This window comes from Novosphingobium sp. AAP93 (assembly GCF_001296055.1).
Lineage (GTDB): Bacteria > Pseudomonadota > Alphaproteobacteria > Sphingomonadales > Sphingomonadaceae > Novosphingobium.
Window position 1 is genome coordinate 1 of record NZ_LJHZ01000026.1, and the last position, 26,696, is coordinate 26,696.

The 26,696-nt window shown below is 65.7% G+C and carries 23 protein-coding genes; 21 read left to right on the forward strand and 2 right to left on the reverse strand.

The window, feature by feature from the left end:
* Together IP83_RS05330 and IP83_RS05335 are read left to right on the forward strand one after the other, a co-directional pair.
* A partial coding sequence (locus tag IP83_RS05330) for a cytochrome c (protein ID WP_054121181.1) occupies positions 1–381 on the forward strand: 381 nt, incomplete at its 5' end.
* 7 nt (positions 382–388) lie between these two features.
* On the forward strand, positions 389–1,063 hold the full coding sequence (locus IP83_RS05335; RefSeq protein WP_054121182.1) for a cytochrome b/b6 domain-containing protein: 675 nt from the start codon (positions 389–391) through the stop codon (positions 1,061–1,063).
* Here IP83_RS05335 and IP83_RS05340 read toward each other — a convergent pair.
* Positions 1,060–1,593 carry a phosphoribosyltransferase gene (locus IP83_RS05340; protein ID WP_054121183.1) on the reverse strand — a complete coding sequence of 178 codons (534 nt, stop codon included), beginning with the start codon at positions 1,591–1,593 and terminating at the stop codon, positions 1,060–1,062. The genes IP83_RS05335 and IP83_RS05340 overlap by 4 nt on opposite strands.
* Positions 1,594–1,673: 80 nt before the next feature.
* Positions 1,674–2,606 carry a LysR family transcriptional regulator gene (locus tag IP83_RS05345; RefSeq protein ID WP_054121184.1) on the reverse strand — a complete coding sequence of 311 codons (933 nt, stop codon included), beginning with the start codon at positions 2,604–2,606 and terminating at the stop codon, positions 1,674–1,676.
* Between the two features lie 200 nt (positions 2,607–2,806).
* Between IP83_RS05345 and IP83_RS05350 the strand changes: the two genes are divergently transcribed.
* The 19 genes from IP83_RS05350 to xdhB all read left to right on the forward strand — a co-directional run bounded on the left by IP83_RS05350 (position 2,807) and on the right by xdhB (position 26,694).
* The gene (locus IP83_RS05350; protein WP_197274282.1) at positions 2,807–4,285 is read left to right on the forward strand and encodes an adenosine deaminase; all 1,479 of its coding nucleotides are present in this window, start codon (positions 2,807–2,809) and stop codon (positions 4,283–4,285) included.
* Between the two features lie 245 nt (positions 4,286–4,530).
* Positions 4,531–6,915 carry a TonB-dependent siderophore receptor gene (locus IP83_RS05355; RefSeq protein WP_054121185.1) on the forward strand — a complete coding sequence of 795 codons (2,385 nt, stop codon included), beginning with the start codon at positions 4,531–4,533 and terminating at the stop codon, positions 6,913–6,915.
* Positions 6,916–7,029: 114 nt separating this feature from the next.
* Positions 7,030–8,103, forward strand: a complete 1,074-nt coding sequence (locus IP83_RS05360) for a purine nucleoside permease (protein ID WP_231624915.1) — start codon at positions 7,030–7,032, stop codon at positions 8,101–8,103.
* Between the two features lie 15 nt (positions 8,104–8,118).
* On the forward strand, positions 8,119–9,480 hold the full coding sequence (locus IP83_RS05365) for an 8-oxoguanine deaminase (protein ID WP_054121186.1): 1,362 nt from the start codon (positions 8,119–8,121) through the stop codon (positions 9,478–9,480).
* A gap of 73 nt (positions 9,481–9,553) precedes the next feature.
* A complete protein-coding gene (locus IP83_RS05370) occupies positions 9,554–10,870 on the forward strand; it encodes a uracil-xanthine permease family protein (protein ID WP_082364506.1) in 1,317 nt (438 codons plus the stop codon).
* Positions 10,871–10,969: 99 nt separating this feature from the next.
* Positions 10,970–12,109, forward strand: a complete 1,140-nt coding sequence (locus tag IP83_RS05375) for a bile acid:sodium symporter family protein (RefSeq protein ID WP_054121188.1) — start codon at positions 10,970–10,972, stop codon at positions 12,107–12,109.
* Positions 12,106–13,440, forward strand: coding sequence for an AtzE family amidohydrolase (locus tag IP83_RS05380; RefSeq protein WP_054121189.1), 1,335 nt, complete (start codon positions 12,106–12,108; stop codon positions 13,438–13,440). Before IP83_RS05375 ends, IP83_RS05380 begins: the two co-directional genes overlap by 4 nt.
* Positions 13,437–14,792, forward strand: coding sequence for an NCS2 family permease (locus IP83_RS05385; protein WP_054121190.1), 1,356 nt, complete (start codon positions 13,437–13,439; stop codon positions 14,790–14,792). Before IP83_RS05380 ends, IP83_RS05385 begins: the two co-directional genes overlap by 4 nt.
* A complete protein-coding gene (locus tag IP83_RS05390; RefSeq protein ID WP_054121191.1) occupies positions 14,789–15,715 on the forward strand; it encodes a 5'-methylthioadenosine/S-adenosylhomocysteine nucleosidase in 927 nt (308 codons plus the stop codon). The genes IP83_RS05385 and IP83_RS05390 overlap by 4 nt, the downstream gene beginning before the upstream one ends.
* Positions 15,715–17,298: a gamma-glutamyltransferase family protein gene (locus IP83_RS05395; RefSeq protein ID WP_054121192.1), complete on the forward strand. Its 1,584-nt coding sequence runs from the start codon at positions 15,715–15,717 to the stop codon at positions 17,296–17,298. Before IP83_RS05390 ends, IP83_RS05395 begins: the two co-directional genes overlap by 1 nt.
* Positions 17,292–18,521: an allantoate amidohydrolase gene (locus IP83_RS05400; protein WP_054121193.1), complete on the forward strand. Its 1,230-nt coding sequence runs from the start codon at positions 17,292–17,294 to the stop codon at positions 18,519–18,521. Before IP83_RS05395 ends, IP83_RS05400 begins: the two co-directional genes overlap by 7 nt.
* A 43-nt stretch (positions 18,522–18,564) precedes the next feature.
* Positions 18,565–19,749, forward strand: coding sequence for an alanine--glyoxylate aminotransferase family protein (locus tag IP83_RS05405; RefSeq protein WP_082364512.1), 1,185 nt, complete (start codon positions 18,565–18,567; stop codon positions 19,747–19,749).
* Positions 19,746–20,633: an allantoinase PuuE gene (puuE, locus tag IP83_RS05410; protein ID WP_054121195.1), complete on the forward strand. Its 888-nt coding sequence runs from the start codon at positions 19,746–19,748 to the stop codon at positions 20,631–20,633. Before IP83_RS05405 ends, puuE begins: the two co-directional genes overlap by 4 nt.
* Positions 20,630–21,010, forward strand: a complete 381-nt coding sequence (gene hpxZ, locus IP83_RS05415; RefSeq protein WP_054121196.1) for an oxalurate catabolism protein HpxZ — start codon at positions 20,630–20,632, stop codon at positions 21,008–21,010. The genes puuE and hpxZ overlap by 4 nt, the downstream gene beginning before the upstream one ends.
* Positions 21,007–21,447, forward strand: a complete 441-nt coding sequence (gene uraD / locus IP83_RS05420) for a 2-oxo-4-hydroxy-4-carboxy-5-ureidoimidazoline decarboxylase (RefSeq protein ID WP_054121197.1) — start codon at positions 21,007–21,009, stop codon at positions 21,445–21,447. The genes hpxZ and uraD overlap by 4 nt, the downstream gene beginning before the upstream one ends.
* Entirely contained in the window at positions 21,444–22,634 is a 1,191-nt protein-coding gene (locus IP83_RS05425; RefSeq protein ID WP_197274283.1) for a urate hydroxylase PuuD, read from the forward strand. The genes uraD and IP83_RS05425 overlap by 4 nt, the downstream gene beginning before the upstream one ends.
* Entirely contained in the window at positions 22,634–22,963 is a 330-nt protein-coding gene (gene uraH, locus IP83_RS05430) for a hydroxyisourate hydrolase (protein WP_197274284.1), read from the forward strand. The genes IP83_RS05425 and uraH overlap by 1 nt, the downstream gene beginning before the upstream one ends.
* A gap of 3 nt (positions 22,964–22,966) precedes the next feature.
* Complete coding sequence (gene xdhA, locus IP83_RS05435) at positions 22,967–24,388, forward strand: xanthine dehydrogenase small subunit (protein WP_054121199.1); 1,422 nt, start codon at positions 22,967–22,969, stop codon at positions 24,386–24,388.
* The gene (xdhB, locus tag IP83_RS05440) at positions 24,388–26,694 is read left to right on the forward strand and encodes a xanthine dehydrogenase molybdopterin binding subunit (RefSeq protein ID WP_054121200.1); all 2,307 of its coding nucleotides are present in this window, start codon (positions 24,388–24,390) and stop codon (positions 26,692–26,694) included. Before xdhA ends, xdhB begins: the two co-directional genes overlap by 1 nt.
* Positions 26,695–26,696 lie beyond the last annotated feature (2 nt).

Sequence of the window (26,696 nt, forward strand, 5' to 3'; positions counted from 1 at the left end):
CCTGCCGAGACAATCGCGACGCGGCAGGCGAACTTCAAGAAAATGGGCGGCGCGATGAAGGCGCTCAAGGACGAGCTTGGCGCCGGGGCGGACAAGGCCAAGCTGCTGGCCGCGGCACGCACTTTGGCGGCCACTGCAAGGCTGCAGGGCGGGTTGTTTCCGGCGGGGACCGGGCCGTCTTCCGGTGTGAAGACCGACGCGCTCCCTGCGATCTGGACACAGAAGCCCACTTTCGATGCCGCTGCCGGCAAGTTGGTCGCTGAAGCAGACAAGCTGGCCGGGATAGCGGGTTCGGGGAATACGGCAGCAGTGTTGGCGCAGTTCAAGGTTGTCGGCGGCACCTGCGCGGCCTGCCACCGGCAGTTCCGCGCCGAGGAATAGGCGCCCGATGAGCACCGAAAGCGAGACCGTAAAGGTGTGGGACCCGTTCGTGCGGGTGTTCCACTGGAGCCTGATTACGCTGTTCTTCTTCGCCTGGTGGAGCGGCGAGAACCACGAAATGGATCGCCACCGGCAAGCGGGATACGCCATCTTCGCGCTGGTCGTGTTCCGGATTTTCTGGGGCTTTGCCGGTGGCCGCACTGCGCGCTTTGCTCAGTTTCTGAAGGGGCCGGGCGCGATAATGGCCTACCTCAAGACCCACGATCCCGAAGCTCCATCTGACGGGCACAATCCGCTCGGCGGTTGGAGTGTGGTGGCGCTGCTCGCCGTGGTGCTCACCATCACGCTGGCAGGCCTCTTTGCGGTCGATGTCGACGGGATCGAATCCGGGCCGCTGGCCGATTGGGTGAGTTTTGATCAGGGCCGCATGGCATCCGAATGGCACGAAAGCGTATTCAAGGCGGCGCTGGCGGTGATCGGCCTCCATGTGCTGGCGATCGGCTACTATCAGGTGCTCAATGCGCAGAACCTGATCGGGCCGATGATCACCGGCAAGCGCGACCGCGCGAAAGGCGAAGCGACCCCTGATGTGAAGTGGTCGCCAGTCGCAGCATTGGCGGGGATTGTGGTGGTCGCTGCGCTGACGTGGGCGGTAATGAACGGGTTCAAGTTCGGCGGTTAGCCGCCCAGCCGCTCGGGAACCGCTTGTGCTTCCTCAGCCAGCGTTTCCGCCGTCATCACCGCTTCCCAGGGGAAGACGAACCAGCGCTTGTCTTCCGCGCGGTCGATCACTTCGGCGGTGTAGTCGACGCGCGCCTTCGAGCGGCAATTGTCCTTGAGCACGGCGAAACGCAAATTGTCAGGATTGCAGCCGTTTTCCGCCAGCAGATTGCGGATGTAGACGATCGTGCCGCCGCTGTCGTTGATGTCATCGACGAACAGCAGCTTGGTTCCCGTGGTGGACTTGTCTGCTACCTTGCCGAGCAGTTCGTCGGCAAAGCCGGGAACTTTCGACGAATGGTCGATCGAGAGCATCGGCACTTGCAGTTCATGGCTGATGTAGACTGCGGGGACGAGGCCGCCGCGGCCGATGCCGATGATGAAGTCCGCCTTCCAGCTGTCCTCGGCCAGAAGCCGCGACAGCTTGCGCACGCTGCTGAGGAAATCCTCGTAAGCAATGTAGTTCAGCACGGGGGCGGCAGCTTCGGTCATGGCAGGTCCGTTTGTCGGGCGGCAAAGCAGAGCCGTTACCGGTTCACCGCGCGGACCGCAATTGCGCCAGGGGGGCGTTTTCAACCGGAAATGCTGGCGTTCGGTCCGGGCCATGCCAGTTGGCCGAAGGCGCTCTGGATTTCGCCCAGCACGATATCGGCGGCATAGCTCGGCGGGCGGGCGGAGGCAGTGCACAGCGCGAGCGTCATCGGGCGCAGCACCGGATCGGAAATGCGGGTGAACGAAAGCAGGCCTGCGCGCACTTCGGTCACGACGTCGAGCGAGGTGAGAATGCCGATGCCGACACCTTCCATTACGAGGCTGGTGATCATCTGGATGTTGTTGCTGGCCGCCTTGCGCTCCAGCGTCAGCCGCGTGGTGCCTTCAAGCACGGCGATCTGCTGGTTGACCGCCAGCGGGCTGGAAGGCACCACCACGGGCGAACCGACGCAGGCGGAAAACCGCGCCTCGGCCTGCTCGCCGAAGGGGTGGCCGGCGGGCGTGATGAAGCCGAGGTGGACTTCCACGAAGGCGCGCACCGTGATGTCACGATAGGATTCCGGGCCGAAGAACACGCCGAAATCGACTTCGCCCGTGGCGATCATGCGGCGCACCTGATCGTTGGATGCGACCTTGAGTTCGATGGTGATGCCGGGGTAGCGGCTCTGCAGGGCGTGGACTGCGGCGGGGATCACGCCCTTGGCCAGCGCATCGATCACCGCGATCTCGACATGGCCGCGCTTGAGCCCGCGCAAGTCCTCGATCTGCGCGCGCACCTCGGCAAGGCTTTTCTGCCAGCGTCCGCCGGCGGCCATCATGATCTCGCCCGCTGCGGTAAGGCGCAGGCCGGTGGGCAAGCGCTCGAACAGCGGCATGCCGATCTCGGCCTCGACATTGAGGATCTGCCGGTCGATCGCGGAGGCCGAGACATTGAGCTCGTCCGCCGCCTTGCGGATCGAGCCGAGACGGCCGACCGCGAGGAAATAGCGCAGAAAACGGGAGAATGCCGGCACTCGTTATACCCTGCCTAATTTTCGCAACACCTTGCGCGATTCATTGCATTTGCGCGATACACGTCAAGGCCATAGTCACGCTGCAGTGCAAAAAAATGGCGCAGTGCAAAGAACGGGGTCTTGAGTTGGGTCGCTGGGCAGGGGGATGGTTGGCAACGACAAGCTGCGCGCTCGGCGCGGGACTGTCTGCTGCGCCTGCCTTGGCCCAACCTGTCCTCAACGACACTGCGCGCGAGGCCGCCGTCGCCAAGCTCATCGAGGCAGCGCGCGAAAGCCCGCCGACGCTGCGCGTGCTGCTGCGCGGCATGCCCAAGGGCGGCGATCTCCACAATCACCTCGGCGGCGCGATCTATGCCGAGGATTACCTGACCTGGGCTGCGGCCAAAGGCTTCTGCGTCGACGGGACGGGTCTCAGCGTGGAACCGCCGCCGTGCCCGGCCGAGCGCGCGATCGAGACGTTCGCCGCCAATAACGAATTCGGCATGGACCGCCTGATCGACGCGATGTCGACGCGCGGCTTCCAGCGCGGGGTGGGGCAGAACGATGCCTCTGGCCACACCCAGTTTTTCCGCTCGTTCGATCGCTTCGGGAAAATGGGTGGTGAGACCGCGCAGATGCTGTCCGCCACGCGGCGCATCGCAGCGGGGGACAACGTTTCGTACCTCGAGCTGGATCACAACACGGTGACGCTGGTTTCCGTGGTGCGTGCGGCGGGTGATGCACCGATTGCAGAGGCTCAACTGTCGGCGGTCCATGCTGGCGAAGCGAAGCAATTTGCCCCGCTGATTCCGAAGGCGAGGGCCGAACTCGATGCCGACGAGGCGGCTTCAGCCAGGGCCATGGCCTGCGGCACGCCTGCTGCCGAAGCCGCCTGCAACGTCGCGGTGCACTACCTGTTTCAGGCGCTGCGGGCGCTGCCGCCCCGGCAGGTCTACCGCTCGCTGATCCTCGGCTTCATGATGGCCGATGCCGATCCGCGCTATGTCGGCGTCAACATCGTGATGCCTGAAGACGCGTGGCTGGCGCGGCGTGACTATGCGCTCCACATGGCGATGATCCGCTTCCTTGCCGCAAAGTACCCGCGCGTGAAGCTCACGCTCCATGCCGGCGAAGTGACGCTGGGTCAGGTGCCGCCGGCCGACCTCAAGGACCATATCGCGCAGGCCGTGGCGGTGGGAGCGAGACGGATCGGTCACGGCACCGGCATCGCCTTCGAGGACAAGGCCGAAGACACCATGGCGCGCATGGCGCAAGAGGGGATCGCAGTCGAGATCAACCTCACCAGCAATGCAGTGATCCTCGGCGTGAAGGGTGCGGATCATCCGCTGAACCTCTATCGCGCGCATGGTGTCCCGGTGGCGCTTTCGACCGACGACGAGGGCGTCCTGCGCTCGGACATGACCAACGAATATGTCCGCGCGGTGCGCGAGCAGGGACTGACCTATCCGGAGCTCAAGCAGATTGCGCGGGCAGGATTGCAGTATTCCTTCGTGCCCGGCGAGGCGCTGTGGGCCGATCCGGTCAAGCTGGTGCCCGTGCTCGTCTGTGCTGATTTTGCCACACCTTCTTGCGCCAAGTATCTGGCGGGCAACGAGAAGGCGCGGCTGCAAGTCAATCTTGAACACCAATTTGCAACGTATGAGGCCGAGCGTCTGGCGCGGGCAAAGAAGGTGTCTTAAGAGCGTAATACGAATTGCCGCTGCGGTGGCATCATAAAAAAGCGGGCGCGCCCGGCCGAGGGGATGCTGCGAACAGCGGCATGACGGCGGGGAAGATGTCCGGTGGTTTGCGGGAGAGGCGCGGTTCAACCACGCGCATGGCAGCCTTCACGGCAGGTGAAGGCAGTGCGCCTTTTGCGTCCCAGGGGGTCTACTCGATGCTTCACCCGAACAATTCAGCGCGGTTTTCTGCGCCCCGTCACTTTATGAAAGGCCTTGTGGCGCTGCTTGGTTGCACCGCGCTCACCGCGCCCGCCTTCGCGCAGGAAGCGCCTGCAGCCGATGAGCCCAAGAAGGAAGAAATCGTCGTTGTCGGCTCGCTGAACGCGCTGCCGGTCAAGGACGTCGGCTCGATCTTCGGTTTCGACAAGAACCTCGTCGAGACCCCGCGCTCGGCCTCGACCGTCTCGAAGGAGCAGATCGAGCGCTTCGGCATCACCGAAATCTACGACCTCGTTTCGCAATCGCCAGGCGTGTTCACCAACTCGTTCTTCGGCGTCGGCGGCGCGCTCGACATTCGCGGCACCCCTGGCGAAGTCTACTTCCGCGGTATCCGCCGCCTCGACAACCCCGGCAACTACCCGACCCCGATCGGCGCGTCCGACCGCGTCGACATCGTGCGTGGGCCGGCTTCGCCGATCTATGGTCCGTCGAAGACCGGCGGCTACATCAACTTCGTGCCGCTGACGGCGCGTGCGGCCGGCGGCAAGTTCCTCGACAGCCCCGAGGGCCAGCTCTCGTACACCAGTGGCAGCTGGGCCCGCAACGTGCTCAGCGCGCAGGTGCGCGGTCCGGGCAAGATCGGCAACCAGGAATTCGGCTACAGCCTCTACGCCCAGATTGAAGACTCGGGCAGCTACTATCGCAACATGTCGACCCGCCAGACGATCCTGCAGGCGGCCTTCGATACCGACCTCACGCCCAATCTGCGCCTCGAGTTCGGCGGCATGCACCACAACTTCAAGGGCCAGCAAAACGGTGGCTGGAACCGCCTGACGCAGGATCTGATCGACAACGGCAACTATATCACCGGTGATGCGCAGCCGCTTGATACCAATGGCGACGGTCAAATCTCTGCTGCCGAAGCGCGTGTTGCCAACCTCAATCCATTTGGCGGCTTTGCTTGCGGCGGAAACCCGTTTGCATCGTCGATCACCGCGGCCTGCTTCACCAATCCGGCCATGCGTCTGTCTAATGTCGGTACTGCGAAGCTCAGCCGCCGCAACACGCTGACGGCAGAAGACGACAAGCTCAACAACATCGCCAACACAGCGTATCTTGATCTCATCTTCGATGCTGGCAATGATCTCGAGATCAAGAACCAGTTCTTCTACGATGGTTACAAGAATGACAATGAGAACCAGTATGGTTTCTCACAATTTCACAAATCCTATGTCATTGAAGATCGCATTGTTGTCTCGAAGGTTTTCAAGACCGATATCGGCAAGTTCTCAATCGAACTCTCGCCCTCGATCCGCTACACCAATTTCAAGCACGGTGATGACTTCTTCTACGAGTATTTCAACCGCGTCGATCTGACCAAGGGCTACAATGCGCTTTCGGATCGCCTGCTCTCGACCGAGTGCGACTGCAACTACGCGAACTACAACGTCGGCCATTATACCGACCTCGGGTTCGCTGGCCTTACCAACCTCGATTTCAACTTCGGTCTGGATCTCACGTTGGGTGCCCGCTACGACCACGTCCGGGTGACGACAGCGGACCGAGCCGACAAACTCGAGTTTCCGGGCGGGGCAGGATCGGCCAAGACGTCGAAGGGCGGTTGGTCGTGGTCGGCCAGCGCAAACTACAAGTTGCCGCTGGGTCTGATTCCCTACGCGACCATCTCTCGCCAGTCGACGATCATCGCCGGCCAGGGCGCGGAGATCACCGTGGCTGACGCGCTGTCGGGCGCGTTCATCAGCGCTTCGAAGCTCTATGAAGGCGGCATCAAGGGGTCTTGGCTGAATAACCGCCTGTACGCGGCGGTCTCCGTCTACAAGCAGACCCGCGTGGACCGGAATGCGCAGGCCATCGTTACCAATCAGGCGGTCGAGACCAGGGGTATCGAGGCCGAACTGCGCTGGTCGGTCGACAAGCACTTCCTTGTCTCGGCCAACTACACCAAGACCAAGGTCGAGAACCTGACGGCAATCGGCGATGGGTCGCTTTTCAGCTTCTTCGGTATCGAGGACCTGAAGGGCATTGATCCGGCGCTCTTCCTCGGCGGTCAGCCGATCGGTCTGGTGCCGATCCCCAACCGCAATGCTTCGCGCCGCGCCGGTATCCCCGAGGATCTCTACTCGGCGACCGCGACCTACTCGTTCGACAACGGCCTCGCGTTCGCCGGCAGCATCACGCATGTGCCGTCGGTGTTCTCGGGTCAGTCGCAGGTCGTCAGGCTCCCTGCCTACACGCTGGTCGATCTCAGCGCTTCTTACACCACCGGCCGGTGGCTGTTCCGTGCGGTCATGAAGAACGCGACGGATGCAAAGTACTTCCGCGCCAACTTCACGGAACTCTTCGGCAGCACGATCGCGCTGCCCGAGCGTCCGCGCAACTGGCAGGCCTCGGTCGTCTATAAGTTCTGACCGAGCGCAATGGGCGAGGGGCGGCAGGTGTCGTCCCTCGCACCTTTCTGACATGATTTCAGGGTGATCCGACCCATGCGCTTTCTTGCGCCTCTCGCAAGCTTTGCCGCGGCCTTGCTGGCTCCCACAATTGCCAAAGCGGCGCCCGTCGCAGACGCCGCTACGCTTTCGGCGGTCAAGTCCTGCATTCCGGCTCGGCCCTGTGCAGCAAAGCTTCCGGTGCGCGTGGTCGTCGTCACCATGTTCGAGATCGGCAAGGATACCGGCGACAAGCCGGGCGAATTCCAGCTCTGGAAAGAGCGCCGCCACCTGAGCGAAACGCTGGAGTTCCCGCAAGGCTGGCACAATCTCGCCTATGATCCCGAAACAGGCGTGCTGGCGATCGTGACCGGCATGGGTTCGATCAAGTCGGCGACCGCCACGCTGGCGCTGGGGCTGGATGACCGGCTCGATCTGTCAAAGGCCTATTGGCTCGTCGCGGGGATTGCCGGGATCGATCCGGAGGATGCTTCGGTCGGTTCGGCGGCATGGGCGCGCTACCTGATCGATGGCGACATCGCGCACGAGATCGATGCGCGCGAGATTCCCAAGGACTGGAGCAGCGGCTATTTCGCGCTACACAGCAAGGGGCCGATGGACAAGACGCCGCTCGAGCCGGTCAACGGCGAGATGTTCGAGCTAAATCCCGCGCTGCAGGACTGGGCCTTTGCGCTCACCAAGGACATTCCGCTGCCCGACGACGCGCGGATTGCCGAGGCGCGCAAGGCTTTCAACGGCTACCCCAATGCGCAGAAGCCGCCTTTCGTGCTGAAGGGCGACAATCTGGCGGCGATGACGTTCTGGCACGGCGCGAAGATGACGCGGTGGGCCAACGATTGGACGAAGTTCTGGACGCGTGGGAAGGGTGAGTTCGTGACTTCCGCGATGGAGGAAACAGGGACGTTCCAGTCCATCGAATACCTGACCAAAGTGGGTAGGGCGGACCGCGACCGGGTACTGGTGCTGCGCGCGGGTAGCAACTTCACGATGCCGCCGCCGGGAATTGATCCCGCGCCCTATCTGCTCGGCGAGAACCAGGGTTATGCCGGGATGACCGCGGCGCTCGAGAGCCTCTATGCGGTGGGCGGAAAGGTGGTCGACGAGATCACCACGCACTGGGACAAGTACGAAGCGAGCCCGCCGAAATGACGGGGCGCAGCTGACATGGCGCTGACGCTGATCCGCAATGCGGCGGTGGTCGCCGCGATGGACGATGCGGGCAGCGAAATTGCCGGCGGTGCAGTGGCGCTGCGCGATGGGGTGGTTCTCGCGGTGGGCACGACGGCGGAACTGACGCCGCTGGCCGGCCATGCCGACGAGATCGTCGAAGCGGCCGGCTGCGTGGTGACGCCGGGACTGATCAACACGCACCACCACTTGTATCAGACGCTGACCCGCGCTTTGCCGGGGGCGACCGAGGCTTCGCTGTTCGGCTGGCTGAAGCGGCTCTATCCGGTCTGGGCTCGCTACACGCCCGATGACGTGTTCGCTGCGACGCAGTTGGGGCTGGCGGAACTGGCGCTATCCGGCTGCTCGCTGAGCAGCGACCATCTCTACCTGTTCCCCAATGGCGTGACGCTCGACGACACCATCCATGCCGCCGCCGGGATCGGGGTGCGCTTCCACGCGACACGGGGGAGCATGAGCGTGGGCGAGAGCGCAGGCGGGCTGCCGCCCGACAGCCTCGTCGAGCGCGAGGATGCGATTCTTGCCGACTGCATCCGCGTGATCGACCGGTTCCACGATGCCGCAGATGGCGCGATGGTGCGCGTGGGCGTGGCGCCTTGTTCGCCGTTTTCGGTGAGCCGGGAACTGATGCGCGATGCGGCCCTGCTGGCGCGCGACAAGGGCGTGATGCTGCACACGCATCTCGCTGAGGATGCCGATGACGTTGCCTTCAGTCTCGAGCGGTTCGGCTGCCGGCCGGGGCAATATGCCGAGGAACTGGGCTGGACCGGGCCCGATGTGTGGCATGCGCACTGCGTTCAGCTCGACCACGGCGAGATCGATCTGTTTGCGCGGAGCAAGACCGGCGTCGCACATTGTCCCGGTTCCAACTGCCGCTTGGGTTCGGGCGTGGCCCCGGTAAGAGCGATGGTTGATGCGGGTGTTCCGGTGGGGTTGGGAGTCGATGGTTCGGCTTCGAACGATACCGCGAACCTGCTCGGCGAAGCCCGGCAGGCGCTGTTGCTCCAGCGGGTGACCCATGGCGCGACCGCGTTTGCCGCGCGCGAGGCGCTGCGGCTGGCGACGCGCGGCGGTGCGGCGGTGCTGGGGCGGCCTGATCTGGGCCAGCTGAAGCCGGGCCTGCGCGCTGACGTGGCGGTGTGGGACATGGCCGATATCGCCTCGACCGGCGCGTGGGATCTCGTTGCGGGGCTGGTGCTTGCGCCGCCTGTGGGCGTGCGCGACCTGTTCGTCGAAGGGCGCGCCGTCGTGCGCCGGGGCGACCTCGTGCAGTCGCCGCGTGCGTCCATTCTTGCGGCGGCGCGCCGCTCGCTCGATCGGCTGATCGCAACCGGATAGGAGACTGCCTGCCGTGCCATTGCCTGTTTCGGTCAGCCGCTCCCAGGCCCGTGACCCGGACTTCTTTCCCGGCATGGCTCTCGCGCTTCCTCTGGGCATCCAGCACGTGCTGGCGATGTTTGTTTCGAACCTCACCCCGCCGATTATCGTCGCAGGGGCGGCGGGCTTCGGGTTTGGTTCGGCGGACCCTTCGGAACTCATCTACATGATCCAGATGGCTATGCTCTTCGCCGGGATCGCCACCTTGATGCAGACGGTCGGCTTTGGCCCCATCGGCGCGCGGCTGCCATTGGTGCAGGGAACGAGCTTTGCATTTATCCCGGTGATGATCCCGATTGTGGCGGGGCGCGGCGTCGGCGCGATGGCGGAATTGACCACGGCGGCGCTCATCGGCGGGCTGGTACATGGCGCGCTCAGCGTCTTCGTCGGGCGCGTGCGGTTTGCCTTGCCGCCGATGATCACCGGGCTTGTCGTGCTGATGATCGGTCTCTCACTGATGCGGATCGGGGTGCAATACGCGGCGGGCGGTGTGCCTGCGGTGGGTACACCCGCGTTCGGTGCAGGGACAAGCTGGCTGCTGGCCGGGGTGGTGGTTTTGGCGACGCTCGGCCTCAAGTTCTTCGCGCGTGGGATCTGGTCGACGGCATCTGTGCTGCTAGGGTTGTTGGCGGGCTATCTTGTCGCACTGGCGATCGGGCGGATTTCGTTTGCTGCGGTGGGCGCCGCGCCGCTGGTCATGGTCCCGCAGCCGTTTCACTTCGGCTTTGCTATCTCAGCTTCGGCGGTGCTGGGTTTCGTGCTCACGGGGTTCGTTTCCTCGATCGAGTCCATCGGTGATGTCGAGGCAATCTGCGAGGGGACGGCGGGGCGCCCTGCCACCGATGCCGAACTCAAGGGCGCGGTGGCGGCGGACGGTGCGGGGACGGCGCTGGCCGCGATCTTCGGCGCGATGCCCAACACCACATTCAGCCAGAACGTCGGCCTGATCGCGATCACGGGGATGATGAGCCGCCACGTGGTGACGCTTGGCGCGCTGTTCCTGATCGTCTGCGGACTGGTGCCCAAGATCGGTGCGGTGATCACCACGATCCCCATCGAAGTGCTGGGCGGCGGGGTGATCGTGATGTTCGGCATGGTCGCTTCGGCGGCGCTTTCCATGCTCTCGGGCGTCACGTGGAACCAGCGCAACATGCTGGTGTTCGGGGTGAGCCTGTCACTGGCGCTGGGCCTGCAGCTTGAGCCGACCGCGCTGGCGCACTTGCCGGAGACAGCGCGGATGCTGCTGTCTTCGGGCGTGCTGCCGGCGGCGATCATGGCGATCGTGCTCAACCTGATCCTGCCGCACGAAACGGCGGACGAGGAGCCGGTACTCGCCGGGGATGGAGCATAGCCAAGTGGTGACGAGCGCTCTCTTTTTTGCAACAAACCGTCCGGTTCATTGCGCTCGCTCGGTAGGGTGCGGCGCGGCATAGCGGCGGGACCCATGGCCATGCGCATCACGATACCCAAGGTCGATCCGTTCCTGCTGTGGCTGGTGGGCTGTGTCGTGGCGGCCAGCGTGCTGCCCGCACGCGGGGGTGTGCTGACGGCGTTCGACATTGCGGCGGACGGTGCGATCGTGCTGCTGTTCTTCCTCCACGGGGCCAAGCTATCGCGCGAAGCGGTCCTTGCGGGGATCGGGCACTGGCGGCTGCATCTGATGGCGCTGGCCTTCACCTACATCCTGTTTCCGGCGCTGGGGTTGGCGGCGGCGGCGCTGACGGGGCGGGTGATCGATCCCTCGCTGGCGGTGGGGCTGCTGTTCCTCGCGCTGCTGCCCTCGACGGTGCAGAGCTCGATTGCCTTTACCGCGATGGCGGGCGGCAATGTCGCGGCGGCGGTGTGCAGTGCCTCGCTCTCGAATCTACTCGGCATCGTGCTGACGCCGCTGCTGGTAGCCGTGTTCATCCATTCGGGCGGGAACGCCGGGATGGACGATTGGGCCTCTGTGCAGAAGATCGGGACGCAGTTGCTGCTGCCGTTCCTGGCGGGGCACTTGCTGCGGCCGGTGATCGGCACCTGGATCGATGGCCACAAGAAGCTGCTCCAGCCGGTGGACCGCTCCTCGGTGCTGCTCGTGGTCTATTCGGCGTTCAGCGCGGCAGTCGTGAACGGGGTGTGGCAGCGCGTCGGGCCGTTCGATCTCGGCGTGCTGCTGCTGGCCTCTGCCGTGATGCTCGCCATCGTGATCGCGGTGAACGGTGTGGCTGCGCGGGCGGCGGGGCTTGAGCGCGAGGATGCCATCGTGCTCCTGTTCTGCGGTTCGAAGAAGAGCCTCGTTTCCGGCGTGCCGATGGCGGGCGCACTGTTTGCTCCGGCGCAGGTGGGCATGGTGATCCTGCCCTTGATGATCTTCCACCAGTTGCAGCTGTTCGTCTGCGCGTGGCTGGCAGGGCGCTGGCGGCAGGAACTGGATGCGGCGGCTGCGGCTGCGGCACTGCCGCTCCCGCCGCAGGATGAAGCCGCAATGCTGGCGCGGGCTGGGGAGATCGATCTGCCGGTGCCGGAAGAATGCCGTCCGGGCGTAAAGGCCAACCTTGCCCTGCTGACGCAGCATGCGCGGATCGCACTGGGCGAGGGCGGCGCATGAGGACGGCAACTGCCATTGCCGCTGCGGTGCGTTCGGGCGACATCAGCGCTGCATCGGTTGCAGCGCGCACGCTCGATGCCTTGCGCGCCGACAGGCATGTGGCGGTGACCCGCGTACTGGCCGAGCGGGCGATGGCGGAAGCATGGGCGGTCGACGCCAGGATCGCGCGGGGGGAAGACGCCGGGCAGCTGGCGGGCGTGCCCTATGCGGTGAAGGACTTGTTCGACGTTGAAGGTTTGCCGACCACTGCGGGCTCGGCGGCACGGGCCAAGGGGCCTGCGGCTGCGGCAGATGCCGAAGCGGTGCGACGGTTGCAGGCAGCGGGCGCGGTGCTTTGTGCGACGGTCAATATGGACGCCTTTGCCTATGGTTTTGCCACGGTGAACGCGGATTATGGGACGACGCGCAATCCGCATGATCCCGCGCGTCTGGCTGGTGGATCTTCCGGCGGATCAGCGGCAGCCGTGGCGGCGGGGCTGGTCCCGCTGGCGTTGGGGTCGGACACCAACGGTTCGGTGCGCGTACCCGCAAGCCTGTGCGGGCTCTATGGCCTGCGGCCAGCACGCGGCGATCTGCCGGTGGCCGGAACGTTCCCGTTTGCCGAAAGCTTTGACGAGATCGGGCCATTTGCGGCTGACCTTGGCGATCTGGCGTTGGTGTGGGAAGTGCTGCGCGGCGGCGCCGTTCAGCCCCGTGCTGTCGCGCCAAAGATCGCTCGGCTCGGGGGGCGTTTCCGCGAGAATGCCGATCCGGCGCAGCTTGCCGCGATTGATGCGATTGCTCCCGATGCCCCGCTGCTTGTCCTGCCGGACGTCCCGAGGGCGCGCAGTGCGGCCTTCGTCATCACCGCGTATGAAGGCGGCCATTTGCACCGCGAGGCGCTCAAGGCCGATCCGTTCGGCTATGATCCGGCGGTGCGCGACAGGCTGATCGCGGGAGCATTGCTGCCCGATGCGCTGTACGAGCGCGCCCTGGCGTTCCGGACCGAGTATGTGGCGCGGATCGAAGCACTGGTATCGGACTTCGATGTACTGCTCGCACCGTCCGCGCCTTGTGCCGCCCCGCTGATCGCGGATCCCATGATCCTGATCGACGGCGAGCCTAGCCCGGCGCGGTCCAATCTGGGCATCCATACCCAGTCAATCACGTTTACGGGCCTTCCTGTGCTGGCGGTGCCGCTCAAGCGTCCGGGCGCGCTCCCGTTGGGCTTGCAACTGATCGGCAAGCGGGGCGGGGAAGGCGCGCTGCTGCGGCTGGCGCATGAACTTGAAGAACGGGGCGTGACCGGCGTGAGCATGCCGGCCGGGGCTTATGCGGGGGAAATGACATGACGGGCGAAGCGGCCACGGCCGAAAACACTGGGGGAATGCTGGAGGCCCGGTTCAAACTCAGCGAGCGCGGCACCGATGTGCGCACCGAAGTGCTGGCAGGGTTCACCACCTTCCTGACGATGGCTTACATCGTGCTGGTCAATCCGGCGATCCTCGGGCAGGCCGGATTGCCAGTCGCCTCGGTGGCGGCGGCGACGTGCTTTGCGGCGGCCTTTGCTTCAATCCTGATGGGCGTGGTGGCGAACACCCCGCTGGCGCTGGCGCCGGGCATGGGGCTCAACGCCTATTTCAGCTTCACCGTGGTGCAGCAGATGGGCGTGCCCTGGCCGGTGGCGCTCGGCTGCGTGTTCATTTCGGGCGTTGCCTTCCTGATCCTGACCTTGACGGGGGTGCGGCAGCTGATCGTCTCGGTGATCCCGCAGCACCTGTTTGCGGCGGTGGCGGGCGGCATCGGGCTGTTCATCGGCTTTATCGGGTTGAAGGATGCGGGGATCGTGGTGGCCAATCCCGCAACGTTCGTGGCTCTGGGCAGCGTGACGCAGCCGGGGCCCGCGCTGGCCCTGTTCGGCCTCGTCGTGATCGGTACGCTTTCGGTGTGGAACGTGCGCGCCGCGATGCTGATCGGCATCGTGCTGACGACGCTGGCCGGCTGGGTGATGGGCCAGGTCCATGCGCCGACCGAGCCCTACAGCCTAGCGGCACTGACGGCGACGGCATTCAAGCTCGATATTCCGGGCGTTTTCGGTCTTTCTGGGAAGGCCGGGCTGGGGCTGCTGGAAATCCTCTTCGTGTTCCTCTTCGTCGATTTGTTCGACAATATTGGCACATTGGTCGCGGTGACCAAGCGCGCCGGGCTGATGGACGCGGCGGGGAAGATCCCGGGGCTCAACCGCATCCTGATGACGGATGCGGTCGCGACGATGGTCGGCGCGATGGCAGGCACCTCGACCGTGACGAGCTATGTCGAAAGCGCGGCGGGCGTACAGGCAGGCGGGCGCACCGGGCTGACGGCGGTGGTCTGCGGGCTGCTGTTCCTCGCGACGATGTTCGTCGCGCCTTATGCGAGCCTCGTGCCGCTGGCAGCGACGGCGCCGGCGCTCGTCGTGGTCGGCGGGCTTATGCTGCTGCCGCTGACCGAAGTCGACTGGGAGGACCCGATGGCGGCGATCCCGGCGTTCCTGACCGTCGCGATGATCCCGCTGACCTTCTCGATCGCCAATGGCCTTGCCTTCGGCATCACTGCCCATGCCTTGCTCAAGCTGCTCAAGGGGCAGGCCACGACGAAGGACTGGTTTCTCTACACGCTCGCCGCGCTGTTCGTGGCGCGCTTTGCCTGGATGGCTGCTGCATGATCCGTCTTGTTCTCCTCGCTATCGCAGCGCTGCTGGCGCCCCCAGCTTGGGCGCAGAAGCTCGACGACACCCCGCGCACGGTGGTGATGACGGCGTTCTATCCCGAATGGCATTCGCTCGTGCCGACGATCAAGGATGCCAAGGAACACACGATCAACGGCAATACTTTCCTGACGGGGTCGCTTGAGGGCAAACCGGTCGTGTTGATGCAAAGCGGCGTCAGCGTGGTGAACGCGGCGATGAGCACGCAGCTGGTGCTCGACCGGTTCAATGTGAAGCGGATCGTGTTTTCGGGGATCGCGGGCGGGGTCGATCCGGCGCTTTCCATCGGCGATGTCGTGGTGCCGGAAAACTGGGGCCAGTATCTTGAAGGTTCGTTCGCGCGGAAGACCAAGACGGGATGGATGCCGCCGGACAAGGGCGATGCGGATTCGCCCGCAAACTGGAACTTCATCTTCCCGCGCGGGACGCTGATAACGACGCCGAGCGCGCCGATGAAGCGGGTGTACCGCATACCGGTCGACGCCGAGTTGCTGGCGCTGGCGAAGAAGGTGGTGCCCACGATCACGCTCGAACGTTGCGTGCCCCCATCGGACAAGATGCGTGCGGGCTCAGCGCTATGCCTGCCGCGCATGCCCAAGGTGCAGGTTGGCGGTACGGGCGTGACCGCGGGCATCTATGCCGACAACGCCGCGTTCCGCATCTACCTGCAGCGCGCGTGGAAGGCGCGGGTGCTTGATATGGAAAGCGCCGCGGTGATGCAGGTGGCGATGAGCAACGCGGTACCGGCGATCGTGTTCCGCAGCCTTTCGGACCTTGCGGGCGGCGATCCGCACAAGAACATGGAATATGTCTTCGAGCATCTCGCCTCGGCCAACTCGGCGCATGTGGTGCGCGCCTTTGTCGCAGCGCTGCCGAACTGATGGGGCTGACAACCGTCTCGGGCCGCAAGGGCATCGTCACCGCGCCGCATCGGCTGGCGGCGGAGGCGGGGCTGTCCGTGCTGCAGGATGGCGGCAATGCGGTGGAGGCGACCGTGGCGGTCGCGGCGTGCCTTGCGGTCGTCTATCCGCATATGACCGGGATCGGCGGGGACGGGTTCTGGGTGATCCATGAGCCGGATGGCGCGGTGCATGGCATCCATGGCTGCGGCGGGGCGGCGGGGGCGATCTCGCTTGCGATGTACGCCGGGCTGGAGGCAGTGCCGTTTCGCGGACCGCTCGCGGCCAATACGGTCGCAGGGACGATTTCGGGCTGGGCGGCGGCGCTGGCGGGCGCGGGCGGCTCGCGGCCGCTGGACCGGCTGCTGCGCGATGCGATTGCCTATGCCGAAGCAGGTGTTGCAGTTACCGCGGGTCAGGCTGCTATCGCCGAGGCGAAGGGCCCGGAACTGCGTGTCCAGCCGGGTTCCTACGCAGCGATCTTCGAGCCTGAAGGGCGCCCGCTGCGCCGCGATGATGTGCTGCGCCAGCCTGCACTGGCGGAAACCTTGCGGCGGCTTTGTGACGAGGGCCTCGAGAGCTTCTACACCGGCGCGCTCGCGGCGGACATTGCGGCGGATCTTGTAGCGCTTGGTAGCCCGGTCTCGGCAGCGGACCTTGCGGCGCATGTCGCGACGCGGCCCGAACCGCTGACGGTGCGGTTGAAGGATGCGCAGCTCTGGAACTCTGCACCGCCGACGCAGGGCTTTGCCTCGCTTATGATCCTAGCGCTTTTCGACCGGCTGCGGGCGGACGCTGCGGACGGGTTCGACCATGTCCATGGGCTGGTCGAGGCGACCAAGCAGGCGTTCCTGCTACGCGACCGGCATGTCGGCGATCCGGATTTCACAGCGTTCGATTTTCAGGGCCTGCTGGATGATGCGGCGGCGCTTGATGCGCTGGCGGCCAAGATCGATCCGGCGTGTGCGCTGCCGTGGCCGCAGCCGCCGCAGTGGGGCGATACCTGCTGGTTTGGCGCCGCTGACGGCGAGGGGCGCGTCGCAAGCGCGATCCAGTCGACCTATTTCGAGTTCGGCTCGGGGCTGGTGCTGCCGAAGACCGGAATCACGTGGCAGAACCGGGGCAGCAGCTTCCGGCTGGCAGAGAGCGGCTGGAATGCCCTCAAACCCTATCGCAAGCCGTTCCACACGCTCAATCCCGCGCTGGCGAAGTTCGATGATGGGCGGGTGATGGCCTATGGCACGATGGGCGGGGAAGGGCAGCCGCAGACGCAGGCGGCGCTGTTCAGCCGGTACGCCCGGTTCGGCACAGACTTGCAGGAAGCGATCAGCGCGCCGCGCTGGCTGCTGGGGCGAACCTGGGGCGATCAGTCGACCACGCTCAAGCTGGAGGATGGCTTTTCGCCCGAGCTTTATGCTGCGCTCGAAGCGGCGGGGCATGCGGTGGAGCGGGTCGGGCCGCTGACCGCAACAATGGGGCATGCCGGGGCGATCGTGCGCCATCCGGATGGACGGCTGGATGGCGCGACCGATCCGCGCAGCGATGGCGGGGTGGCGGCATGGTGAGCGGCGGCGCCCGGGCCGTTGCGCGCTGCGATGCGCTTGCCGTTCAGCCTTTCAGCGACAGTGCCGAGGGGCTGACGCGCACGTATCTCTCGCCTGCCTACCACGCGGCGCAGGAGCAGATTACGGCGTGGATGGCCGAGGCGGGCATGACCGTTTGGCGCGATGCAGCTGCGAACCTGATCGGGCGTTATGAGGGGCGTGAGCCTGGCGCTCGGGCATTGGTGATCGGCAGCCATATCGACAGCGTGCGAAATGCCGGGGCCTATGACGGGCCGCTGGGGGTCATGCTGGGGATCGAAGCGGTTGCGGCGTTGGCCGCGAGCGATGTGCGCCTGCCGTTCGCGATCGAGGTCTACGCCTTTGGCGACGAGGAGGGGAGCCGCTTTCCTGCCGCCATGCTGACCAGCCGCGCCGTTGCAGGGACACTTGATCCCGCGACGCTGGACGTGGCCGACCGCGATGGCGTGCGGCTGGGCGATCTGCTCGATCTTGCGGCTTACCCATCGGCGAGACGCGAGGCGGGCGAGATCCTTGGCTATCTTGAGGCCCATATCGAGCAGGGGCCGGTGCTGGAAGCCGAAGGGCTGGCGCTGGGCACCGTGACCGGGATCGCGGCGCAATTGCGGTTCGAGATCGGGCTGTGCGGCACTGCGGGCCATGCGGGAACCACGGCGATGGCCCTGAGGCGCGATGCGGTGGCAGGCATGGCGGAAATGGTGCTCGCTGCTGAAGAGGTGGCGACGGCGGGGCCAGCCGATCTCGTCGCCACGGTGGGCGTGGTCGAGGTGCCTTCGGGCGCGGCCAACGTTATCGCGGGGCGCAGCCGGTTCACGCTTGATGTGCGCGCGGGCGATGCGGCGGTGCGGGACCGGGCGGCGGAAGATATCCTGCGCAGGTTCCGTGGGATTGCTGGGCGGCGCGACCTGGGGCTGTCGGTGCGGCAGGTACACGATCTGCCAGCAAGCCCTTGCGATCCGGCGCTGATGGACCTGCTCGATGCCGCAACGGCAGAAGCGGGGCACCGTCCGTTCCGGCTGGTGTCCGGCGCGGGGCACGATGCGATGATCATGGCTGCGCTCTGCCCCACCGCCATGCTGTTCCTGCGTTGCAGGGGCGGAGTGAGCCACAATCCGGTCGAGCATGTCGAGCCAGCGGATGCCGAAGCGGCGCTGGCGGTAATGTCCGGCTTTATCAGACTTTTGGGAGCGAAATGTGACGCTTGATCCCACCTTGTTCGGCGAGATCGATCCGCCGCAGCGCCTGCTGATGGGGCCGGGCCCGGTCAACGCCCACCCGCGCGTGCTGCGCGCGATGTCAGCGGACCTGCTCGGCCAGTTCGATCCGGAAATGACCGGGTTCATGAACCAGGTCATGGCGCTTTATCGCCCGGTGTTCGGGACCGCGAATCAGTGGACGATGCTTATCGACGGTACCGCGCGCGCGGCCATCGAGGCGTCGCTGGTGAGCCTTGTCGAGCCCGGTGACACGGTGCTGGTGGTGAACTTCGGGCGCTTCGGGCTGCTCCTGACCGAAATCCTCACGCGGCTGGGCGCGAAGATCGAGCAGGTCAGCGTACCGTGGGGCGAAGTCGTCCCGCTGGAGGCGATCGCCGAGACGATTGAGCGGTATGGCCCGAAGGTGGTCGCCACAGTGCACGGCGATACCTCGACCACGATGGCGCAGCCGCTCGATGGGCTGGGCGATTTGTGCAAGGCGGCGGGGGCCTATCTCTACGTCGATGCCTGCGCGACTTTGGGCGGCATGGAGATCGCGGCGGACCGGTGGGGCGTCGATGTGGTGACCGGGGGCCTTCAGAAGTGCCTTGGCGGGCCTTCGGGCAGCGCGCCGATCACGATTTCGGACCGCGCCGCGGAGCGCATCTTCGCGCGGCGGCATGTCGAGCAGGGGATCAGGCGCGCGGACATCGCCGATGGGGTGGGGCCGCGCATTCCGTCCAACTATTTCGATCTGGCGATGATCATGGACTACTGGTCGGAGAAGCGGCTCAACCACCATACCGAAGCGACCTCGATGCTCTATGCCGCGCGCGAATGCGCGCGGGTGGCGCTGGGCGAGGGGCTTGAAGCGCGCTTCGCCCGGCACCGCAAGGCGGGCGCGGCGATGACGGCGGGGGTGCGCGCGATGGGCCTCACCGTCTATGGCGATGACGCGCACCGGATGACCAATGTGACGGGCGTTTACATCCCGGCGGGCGTGGATGGCGAGGCGATCCGCACCGCGATGCGCGCGCATTTCGAGATCGAGATCGGCACCGCGTTCGGCCCGCTGCAAGGCAAGATCTGGCGGCTGGGCGCGATGGGCTACAACGCGATGAAGCACAAGGTGCTGCTGACGCTGGCGGCGCTGGAAGCGTGCCTGACAGCAGCCGGACATGCGGTTCCGCTGGGCGCGGCGGTGCCGGCGGCGCTAGCGGCGTGGGAGGCGGCATGACCTCCGAGCGGGACCTCGTCGGCTATGGGGCGACACCGCCGGACGCGCGCTGGCCGGGCGGGGCCAAGGTCGCCGTGCAGTTCGTGATCAATTACGAGGAAGGCGCGGAAAACTCTGTCCTCAATGGCGACAAGGGTTCGGAATCGTTCCTTTCCGAAATGGTCGGCGCCGCGAGCCATCCGGCGCGAGCCATGGCGATGGAAAGCCTCTATGAATACGGCAGCCGCGCCGGGTTCTGGCGGCTGCACCGGCTGTTCAGCGAGCGCGCCGTGCCGGTGACGGTGTTCGGCGTGGCAGCGGCGATGGCGGCCAATCCGGCGGCGGTCGAGGCGATGCTGAAGGCGGATTGGGAGGTAGCGAGCCACGGCTATCGCTGGATCGACTACCAGTATGTGCCGGAAGACGTGGAGCGCGAGCACATTGCCAAGGCGATTGCGCTGCATACCGAGTTGACCGGGGAGCGGCCGCTGGGCTGGTATCAGGGGCGGACATCGCCGAACACTGCTCGGCTGGTGGTGGAGGAGGGCGGCTTTCTCTACGATGCGGACAGCTATGCCGATGATGTGCCCTACTGGGACCGGCGGCATGGCAAGCCGCAGCTGATCATGCCTTATTCGCTCGATGCCAACGACATGAAGATCGTGGCGCTCAATGGGTTCACCGAAGGCGAGCAGTTTTTCAGGTACTTGCACGATACCTTTGAGCAATTGCGCGAGGAAGGTGGCCGGATGATGTCGATTGGCCTGCACGGGCGGATTGCGGGTCGTCCGGGGCGGGCGCGGGCGGTGGCACGGTTTGTCGATCATGTCATGGCGAGCGGCGACGCGTGGATTGCGCGTCGGATCGATATCGCGCGGCATTGGCTGGCGGAGCATCCGGCATGACGGTGAACGATCCGGTCCTGCTCGCCGAAGTGACCGCGGCGTTCCACGAGTACGAGCGCGCGCTGATGGCCGACGATCTGCTCGCGATGGACGCGCTCTTTCACGATTCACCGACGACCAACCGCTTTGGCGTGGGCGAAGTGCTGTGGGGGATCGAGGCCATCCGCGAGTTCCGCAAGGGGCGCGGCGGATCACCGCAGCGGCGGCTGGGGCATGTGGCGATCACCGTTTACGGCGATGCTTTTGCCACAGCGGATGCGGAGTTTTTCCGTGAGGGCTCTGAACGGCGCGGACGGCAGAGCCAGAGCTGGGTGAAGTTTTCCGACGGTTGGAAGGTCGTCTCTGCCCATGTCAGCCTTGAGGGAGCAATCTCGTGACGGCGCTGTTCGAGCATAGCCCCTGGATCGAGGCGCGTGCGGATGCGCTGCCTTCGAGCGGAGACCGGCATGCGGATCTTATGGCGGTTGTATATGCGGCAACGCCTGAGGAACAGCTCGCCCTGATCCGTGCGCACCCGGAGCTGGCGGGGAAGGCTGCCATCGACAAGACGCTGACCGAGGCCTCAGCGGCAGAGCAGGCGAGTGCGGGGCTGGACCGGCTGACCGAGGCGGAGTTTGCGCAGTTCCATGCGCTGAATGCAGCTTATCGGGAACGGTTCGGGTTTCCCTTCATCATCTGCGTGCGGCTGACCGACAAGGCGGGGATTCTTGCGGCGATGGGAGTGCGGCTGGCGCATGATCGTGAGACGGAAATCGCGACGGCGATTGCGCAGATCAGCGAAATCGTGCGGCTCCGCTTGGAGGATGCGCGATGAATATAGCCCTGAACATCGATCTCGCGGAATGGCTGAATCTGGCGATCCGCTGGTTCCACCTGACGGCGGGCATCGCGTGGATCGGCTCATCGTTCTACTTTGTCTGGCTCGACAACCATCTGGTGACGCCCAAGGCCGGTGAGGCTTCCGGCGAGGTGTGGTCGGTCCACGGCGGCGGATTTTATCACAAGCAGAAGTATCAGGTCGCGCCGCGCGAGATGCCGGAAGACCTGCACTGGTTCATGTGGGAGGCCTATACCACGTGGATCACCGGCTTTTCGCTGCTGGTGCTGGTTTACTGGGTTGGCGCCGCGAGTTTCCTGATCGATCCGGCCAAGGCGGCACTTACGCCGCTGCAGGCCTCCGGGATCGGGGCGGCGGCGCTGGTCGCGGGGTGGCTGGTCTATGATGGCTTGTGCCGCTCTCCGCTGGGGCGCGATGACCGGGCGCTTGGCGCGGTGTGGTTTGCCTTGCTTGTTGCGGCGGCCTGGGGGCTGTGTCAGGTGTTCAGCGCGCGCGGGGCCTATCTGCACGTCGGCGCGATCATCGGGACGGCGATGGTCGGCAACGTGTTCTTCGTGATCATCCCCAACCAGCGCAAGGTGGTGGCGGCGCTGATCAAGGGCGAAGTGCCCGATCCGGCGCTCGGCAAGGCGGCCAAGGCGCGTTCCTTGCACAACAATTACATGACCTTGCCGGTGCTGTTCATCATGATCAGCCACCACTACGCGATGACCTTTGGCGCGGACCGGCCGTGGCTGGTGCTGGCACTGCTGGGCGCGACGGGCGTGGCGGTGCGGCACGTGTTCAACTTGCGGCACAAGGGGCGTCCGCTGGGGCGGGCGATCCTCGTCGCGGCGGTGTTGGCGCTGGCAAGCGTCACCTATGTTTCCGCCGAGAAGGCCGGAGCCAAGCGCGCCGAAAGCGGCTCGACGGACTGGGCCAGTGTCGAGCCGATCTTCCAGAAGCATTGCGTATCTTGTCATGCCGAGAAACCGACCAGCGATCTCGTGACCGCGCCGCCGCTGGGCGTGATGCTCGATAGCCATGAACACGCCCGCCAGTTCGTGGCGCGGGTGAAGAAGGTGGCGGTCAATGCCGAGATCATGCCGCTGGGCAACACGACCGGAATGACCAAGGCCGAGCGTGAGGCGCTGGGCCGCTGGATCGAAGCAGGAGCACCCTGATGACGACGCTTTCGACGCATGTGCTCGATACGATGCACGGCAAGCCTGCCGCGGGCATGCAACTGTGGCTGGAAGACGCGGATGGCGAGGCGCTGTTCGCGGGCGAAACCAATGCAGATGGGCGCTGTCCGGGCCTGCCGGACCTCGCGCCGGGGCGCTACGCACTGACCTTTGCGGTGGCGGAATACTTTGCGGGTAAGGGGGTCGCGCTGCCCGATCCGCCGTTCCTCGGTGACGTGCGCATCGCGTTCGGCGTCTCGGAAGAGGGGCACTACCACGTGCCGCTGCTCCTCTCGCCCTTTGCCTATTCGACCTACCGGGGGAGCTGAACCGTGGCGGTGCGCTTCCTGCTCGATGGCGAGGTGGTCGAATTGGCGGCGCCCGATCCGACGGGCACGCTGCTCGACCTGCTGCGCGGGCCGCTGCGGCGGACGGGCACCAAGGAAGGCTGCGCAGAGGGTGATTGCGGGGCCTGCACGGTGCTTGTGGGCGAGGCCATGGGCGAACGCGTGCAATGGCGGGCGGTGAATGCCTGCATTCTGTTTCTGCCGATGGTGCATGGCAAGGCGGTGATGACGGTCGAGAGCCTGACTGTTGGCGGCAAGCTTAACCCGCTTCAGGCGTGCATGGCGGCGAACGGAAGTTCCCAGTGCGGGTTCTGCACGCCGGGGTTCGTGATGTCGCTGCATGGGCGTGCGATCGGGGCGCTGGGGAGCGAACTGCCGGTGGCGGATGCCATTGCAGGCAACTTGTGCCGCTGCACCGGTTATGGGCCGATCCTTGAAGCAGGAGAGGCGGTGTCGTCGCTCACGCAGGACGATGCGGCAGTGCTGGCCGGGCTGTCGAGGCTGGCCGGTGACGCGATGGCGAGCAGTATTTTCGAGGGGCGGCAGTGGTTTGTGCCGCGCACTTCGGACGAACTTGTCGAAGTGCTGGCGGCGCATCCCGATGCGCGGATCGTGGCAGGGGCGACCGACGTCGGCTTGTGGGTGACCAAGGGGCTGCGGGATTTGCAGACTGTCGTCTTCATCGGCGATGTCGCGGACCTGAAGGCCATCGAGGAAACGCCGGAAGGCGTGCAGCTCGGTGCGGGCGTACGCTATGCCGAGGCGCATGGGGTTCTGGCTGGGCTTCATCCGGATCTGGGCGAACTGGTGCGGCGGATCGGGGGGCTGCAAGTGCGCTCTTCGGCCACGGTCTGCGGCAATATCGCCAATGGCTCCCCCATCGGCGACGGTCCGCCGGCGCTCATCGCCTTGGGGGCGGAACTGACGCTGCGGTCGTCCGCGGGGCGGCGGACAATGCCGCTGGAGGCCTATTTCCTCGACTACGGTAAGCAGGACCGCAAGCCGGGCGAATTTGTCGAAAGCGTGTTCGTGCCGCGTCCGGCGTCGGGCACGGTGGTCTGTGTCTCCAAGCTTTCGCGGCGGTTTGACAGCGATATCTCTGCGGTGCTGGGCGCATTTGCGCTGACACTCGAGGCGGGTGTCATCCAGTCGGCGCGAGTGGCGTTCGGCGGCATGGCGGCAACGCCTCGGCGCGCTGCGGGATGCGAGGCGGCGCTGGTCGGCCAGCCGTTTAGCGAGGCGACTATTGGAACGGCGGTCGAGGCGCTGAAGGCCGATTTCAGCCCGCTCACCGATGTGCGCGGTAGCGCCGCCTATCGGATCGAGGTCGCTTCGGCACTGCTTTGGCGGCTGTGGCACCGCGAGCGGGGCGTAGCGACGTCGGTGCTCGACGTGGAGGCCTGCTGATGGCCGAAGGGAACCCGCTCTGGCCCGAAGCGGCCATGCCGGCACTGGCGCATGACAGCGCGCACCTGCACGTCGCTGGGCTCGCGCGCTATGTCGACGACGAGCCTGAGCTGCCGGGGACGCTGCATCTCGCGTTCGGGCTTTCGAGCGAAGCGCGGGCGCTGATTGTCAGCATCGATCTGGAGGCGGTGCGGGCCTATCCGGGCGTCGTTGCGGTCTACACGGCGGCGGATATTCCGGGCGAGAACAACGTCGGGCCAATTGCGCATGACGATCGTGTGCTGGCCGACGGCGAAGTGGTGAGCCATGGCCAGCCGGTGTTTCTGGTGGCGGCGGAGACGCGGATGGCGGCGCGCAAGGCGGCGCGGCTGGGCAAGGTAACCTACGAACCGCTCGAGGCCGCGATTACCGTCGAGCAGGCCCGCGCGGCGGGTTCGCGGATCGAGGCGGACCAGTGCATGGCGCGCGGTGATGCAGACGCTGCGCTCGCGGGGGCAGAGCACCGGCTGGCAGGTTCGCTGAAGATCGGCGCGCAGGATCACTTCTATCTGGAGGGGCAGGTCGCGCATGCGCGGCCGGGGGAGGACGGGCAGATCCATGTCGTCTCTTCCAGCCAGCACCCGAGCGAAGTGCAGCATCTGGTAGCGCATCTGCTGGGCAAGAGCAGCGCTGACGTCACCGTCGAAGTGCGGCGCATGGGCGGGGCATTTGGTGGCAAAGAAAGCCAGGCGGCGCTGTTTGCGGCGGCGGCGGCGCTGGTGGTGCACCATACCGGGCGGCCCGCAAAGTTCCGCTGCGACCGCGACGACGACATGATCGTGACCGGCAAGCGGCATGACTTCGAGGTCGATTACGAGGTCGGGCACAATGGCGAGGGGCAGCTCTCGGCGGTGAAACTGCGCTTCGGCGGGCGCTGCGGGGCGACGATGGACTTGTCCCCAGGCATCAACGACCGGACGATGTTCCATGCCGACAACTGCTATTTCCTGCCGGATGTCGAAATCCTTTCGGAGCGGCTGAAGACGAACACGGTATCGGCGACGGCGTTCCGTGGTTTCGGGGGGCCGCAGGGGATGTTGGCGATCGAACGTGTATGCGACCATGTCGCGGCGCGGCTGGGGCTCGATCCGCTCGATGTCCGGCAGCGCAACCTCTACGGGCCGGGGCGCGATATGACGCCTTATGGCATGACAATCGAGGACAACATTGCCCCGCAAATGATAGCGCGGCTTCGGGAAACCTCGCGCTACGATGCTCGGCGCGAGGCGATTGCCGCGTTCAATGCGGGCTCGCCGCTACTCAAGAAGGGTATCGCGCTGACGCCGGTGAAGTTCGGGATCAGCTTTACTACCACGCACCTCAATCAGGCCGGGTCACTGGTCCATGTCTATGCCGATGGCTCGATCCAGGCGAACCATGGCGGGACCGAGATGGGGCAGGGGCTGCACATCAAGATCGCGCAAATCGTAGCCGATGTGTTCGGCGTGGGTGTCGATACGGTGCGGATCACCGCGACGCGGACCGACAAGGTGCCCAATACGTCTGCGACGGCGGCCAGTTCGGGCGCGGACCTCAATGGCATGGCGGCATGGCGCGCGGCCATGGCGATCCGGGAGCGGATGGCGGATTTTCTCGCCGGGGCGTTCGGCTGCGCGGAGGACGAGGTGCGGTTCACTGCTGAGGGCGTGATCGCGGGTGAGACGCGGCTTTCGTTTGCCGAAGCGGCGCGCAAGGCGTGGCTGGGCCGGATTTCGCTCTCGTCGACCGGGTTCTATGCGACGCCGGAGATCGAATACGATCGCGCCGCACACCGGGGGCGCCCTTTCTACTACTTCGCTTATGGTGCGGCGGTTTCGGAGGTCGTCGTCGACAGGCTGACGGGTGAGCACAAGGTGCTGGCTGTCGATATTCTCCACGACGTCGGGCGCTCGCTCAATCCGGCCATCGATCGGGGGCAGATCGAGGGTGGCTTCGTGCAGGGGCAGGGCTGGCTGACGACCGAAGTGGTGGAGTGGGACGCCAAGGGCCGCCTGCTCAACCATTCGCCCGCGACCTACAAGGTGCCGACCGCGTCTGACCGGCCCAAGCGGATGCGGATCGACTTGTGGGACGGCGAGAACGTCAAGCCGACGATCCACCGCTCGAAGGCGGTGGGCGAACCGCCGCTGATGCTGGCGAACTCGGTTTTCTGTGCGATCTCGGCGGCGATTGCGGCGACGGCTCCGGAGGTGCGCGAACTCCCGAAGCTGGATGCGCCGGCAACGCCCGAGGCGGTGCTGCGCGCGCTTGCGAGTTTGCGCGCGTGACC

Bases quoted from the DNA above. Each gene is read 5' to 3' on its own strand.
- IP83_RS05335 (WP_054121182.1), top strand. From the start codon at position 389: ATGAGCACCGAAAGCGAGACCGTAAAGGTGTGGGACCCGTTCGTGCGG.
- IP83_RS05340 (WP_054121183.1), bottom strand. From the start codon at position 1,593: ATGACCGAAGCTGCCGCCCCCGTGCTGAACTACATTGCTTACGAGGAT.
- IP83_RS05355 (WP_054121185.1), top strand. From the start codon at position 4,531: ATGAAAGGCCTTGTGGCGCTGCTTGGTTGCACCGCGCTCACCGCGCCC.
- IP83_RS05365 (WP_054121186.1), top strand. From the start codon at position 8,119: ATGGCGCTGACGCTGATCCGCAATGCGGCGGTGGTCGCCGCGATGGAC.
- IP83_RS05370 (WP_082364506.1), top strand. From the start codon at position 9,554: ATGGCTCTCGCGCTTCCTCTGGGCATCCAGCACGTGCTGGCGATGTTT.
- IP83_RS05375 (WP_054121188.1), top strand. From the start codon at position 10,970: ATGCGCATCACGATACCCAAGGTCGATCCGTTCCTGCTGTGGCTGGTG.
- IP83_RS05380 (WP_054121189.1), top strand. From the start codon at position 12,106: ATGAGGACGGCAACTGCCATTGCCGCTGCGGTGCGTTCGGGCGACATC.
- IP83_RS05385 (WP_054121190.1), top strand. From the start codon at position 13,437: ATGACGGGCGAAGCGGCCACGGCCGAAAACACTGGGGGAATGCTGGAG.
- IP83_RS05390 (WP_054121191.1), top strand. From the start codon at position 14,789: ATGATCCGTCTTGTTCTCCTCGCTATCGCAGCGCTGCTGGCGCCCCCA.
- IP83_RS05395 (WP_054121192.1), top strand. From the start codon at position 15,715: ATGGGGCTGACAACCGTCTCGGGCCGCAAGGGCATCGTCACCGCGCCG.
- IP83_RS05400 (WP_054121193.1), top strand. From the start codon at position 17,292: ATGGTGAGCGGCGGCGCCCGGGCCGTTGCGCGCTGCGATGCGCTTGCC.
- IP83_RS05405 (WP_082364512.1), top strand. From the start codon at position 18,565: ATGGGGCCGGGCCCGGTCAACGCCCACCCGCGCGTGCTGCGCGCGATG.
- puuE (WP_054121195.1), top strand. From the start codon at position 19,746: ATGACCTCCGAGCGGGACCTCGTCGGCTATGGGGCGACACCGCCGGAC.
- hpxZ (WP_054121196.1), top strand. From the start codon at position 20,630: ATGACGGTGAACGATCCGGTCCTGCTCGCCGAAGTGACCGCGGCGTTC.
- IP83_RS05425 (WP_197274283.1), top strand. From the start codon at position 21,444: ATGAATATAGCCCTGAACATCGATCTCGCGGAATGGCTGAATCTGGCG.
- uraH (WP_197274284.1), top strand. From the start codon at position 22,634: ATGACGACGCTTTCGACGCATGTGCTCGATACGATGCACGGCAAGCCT.
- xdhB (WP_054121200.1), top strand. From the start codon at position 24,388: ATGGCCGAAGGGAACCCGCTCTGGCCCGAAGCGGCCATGCCGGCACTG.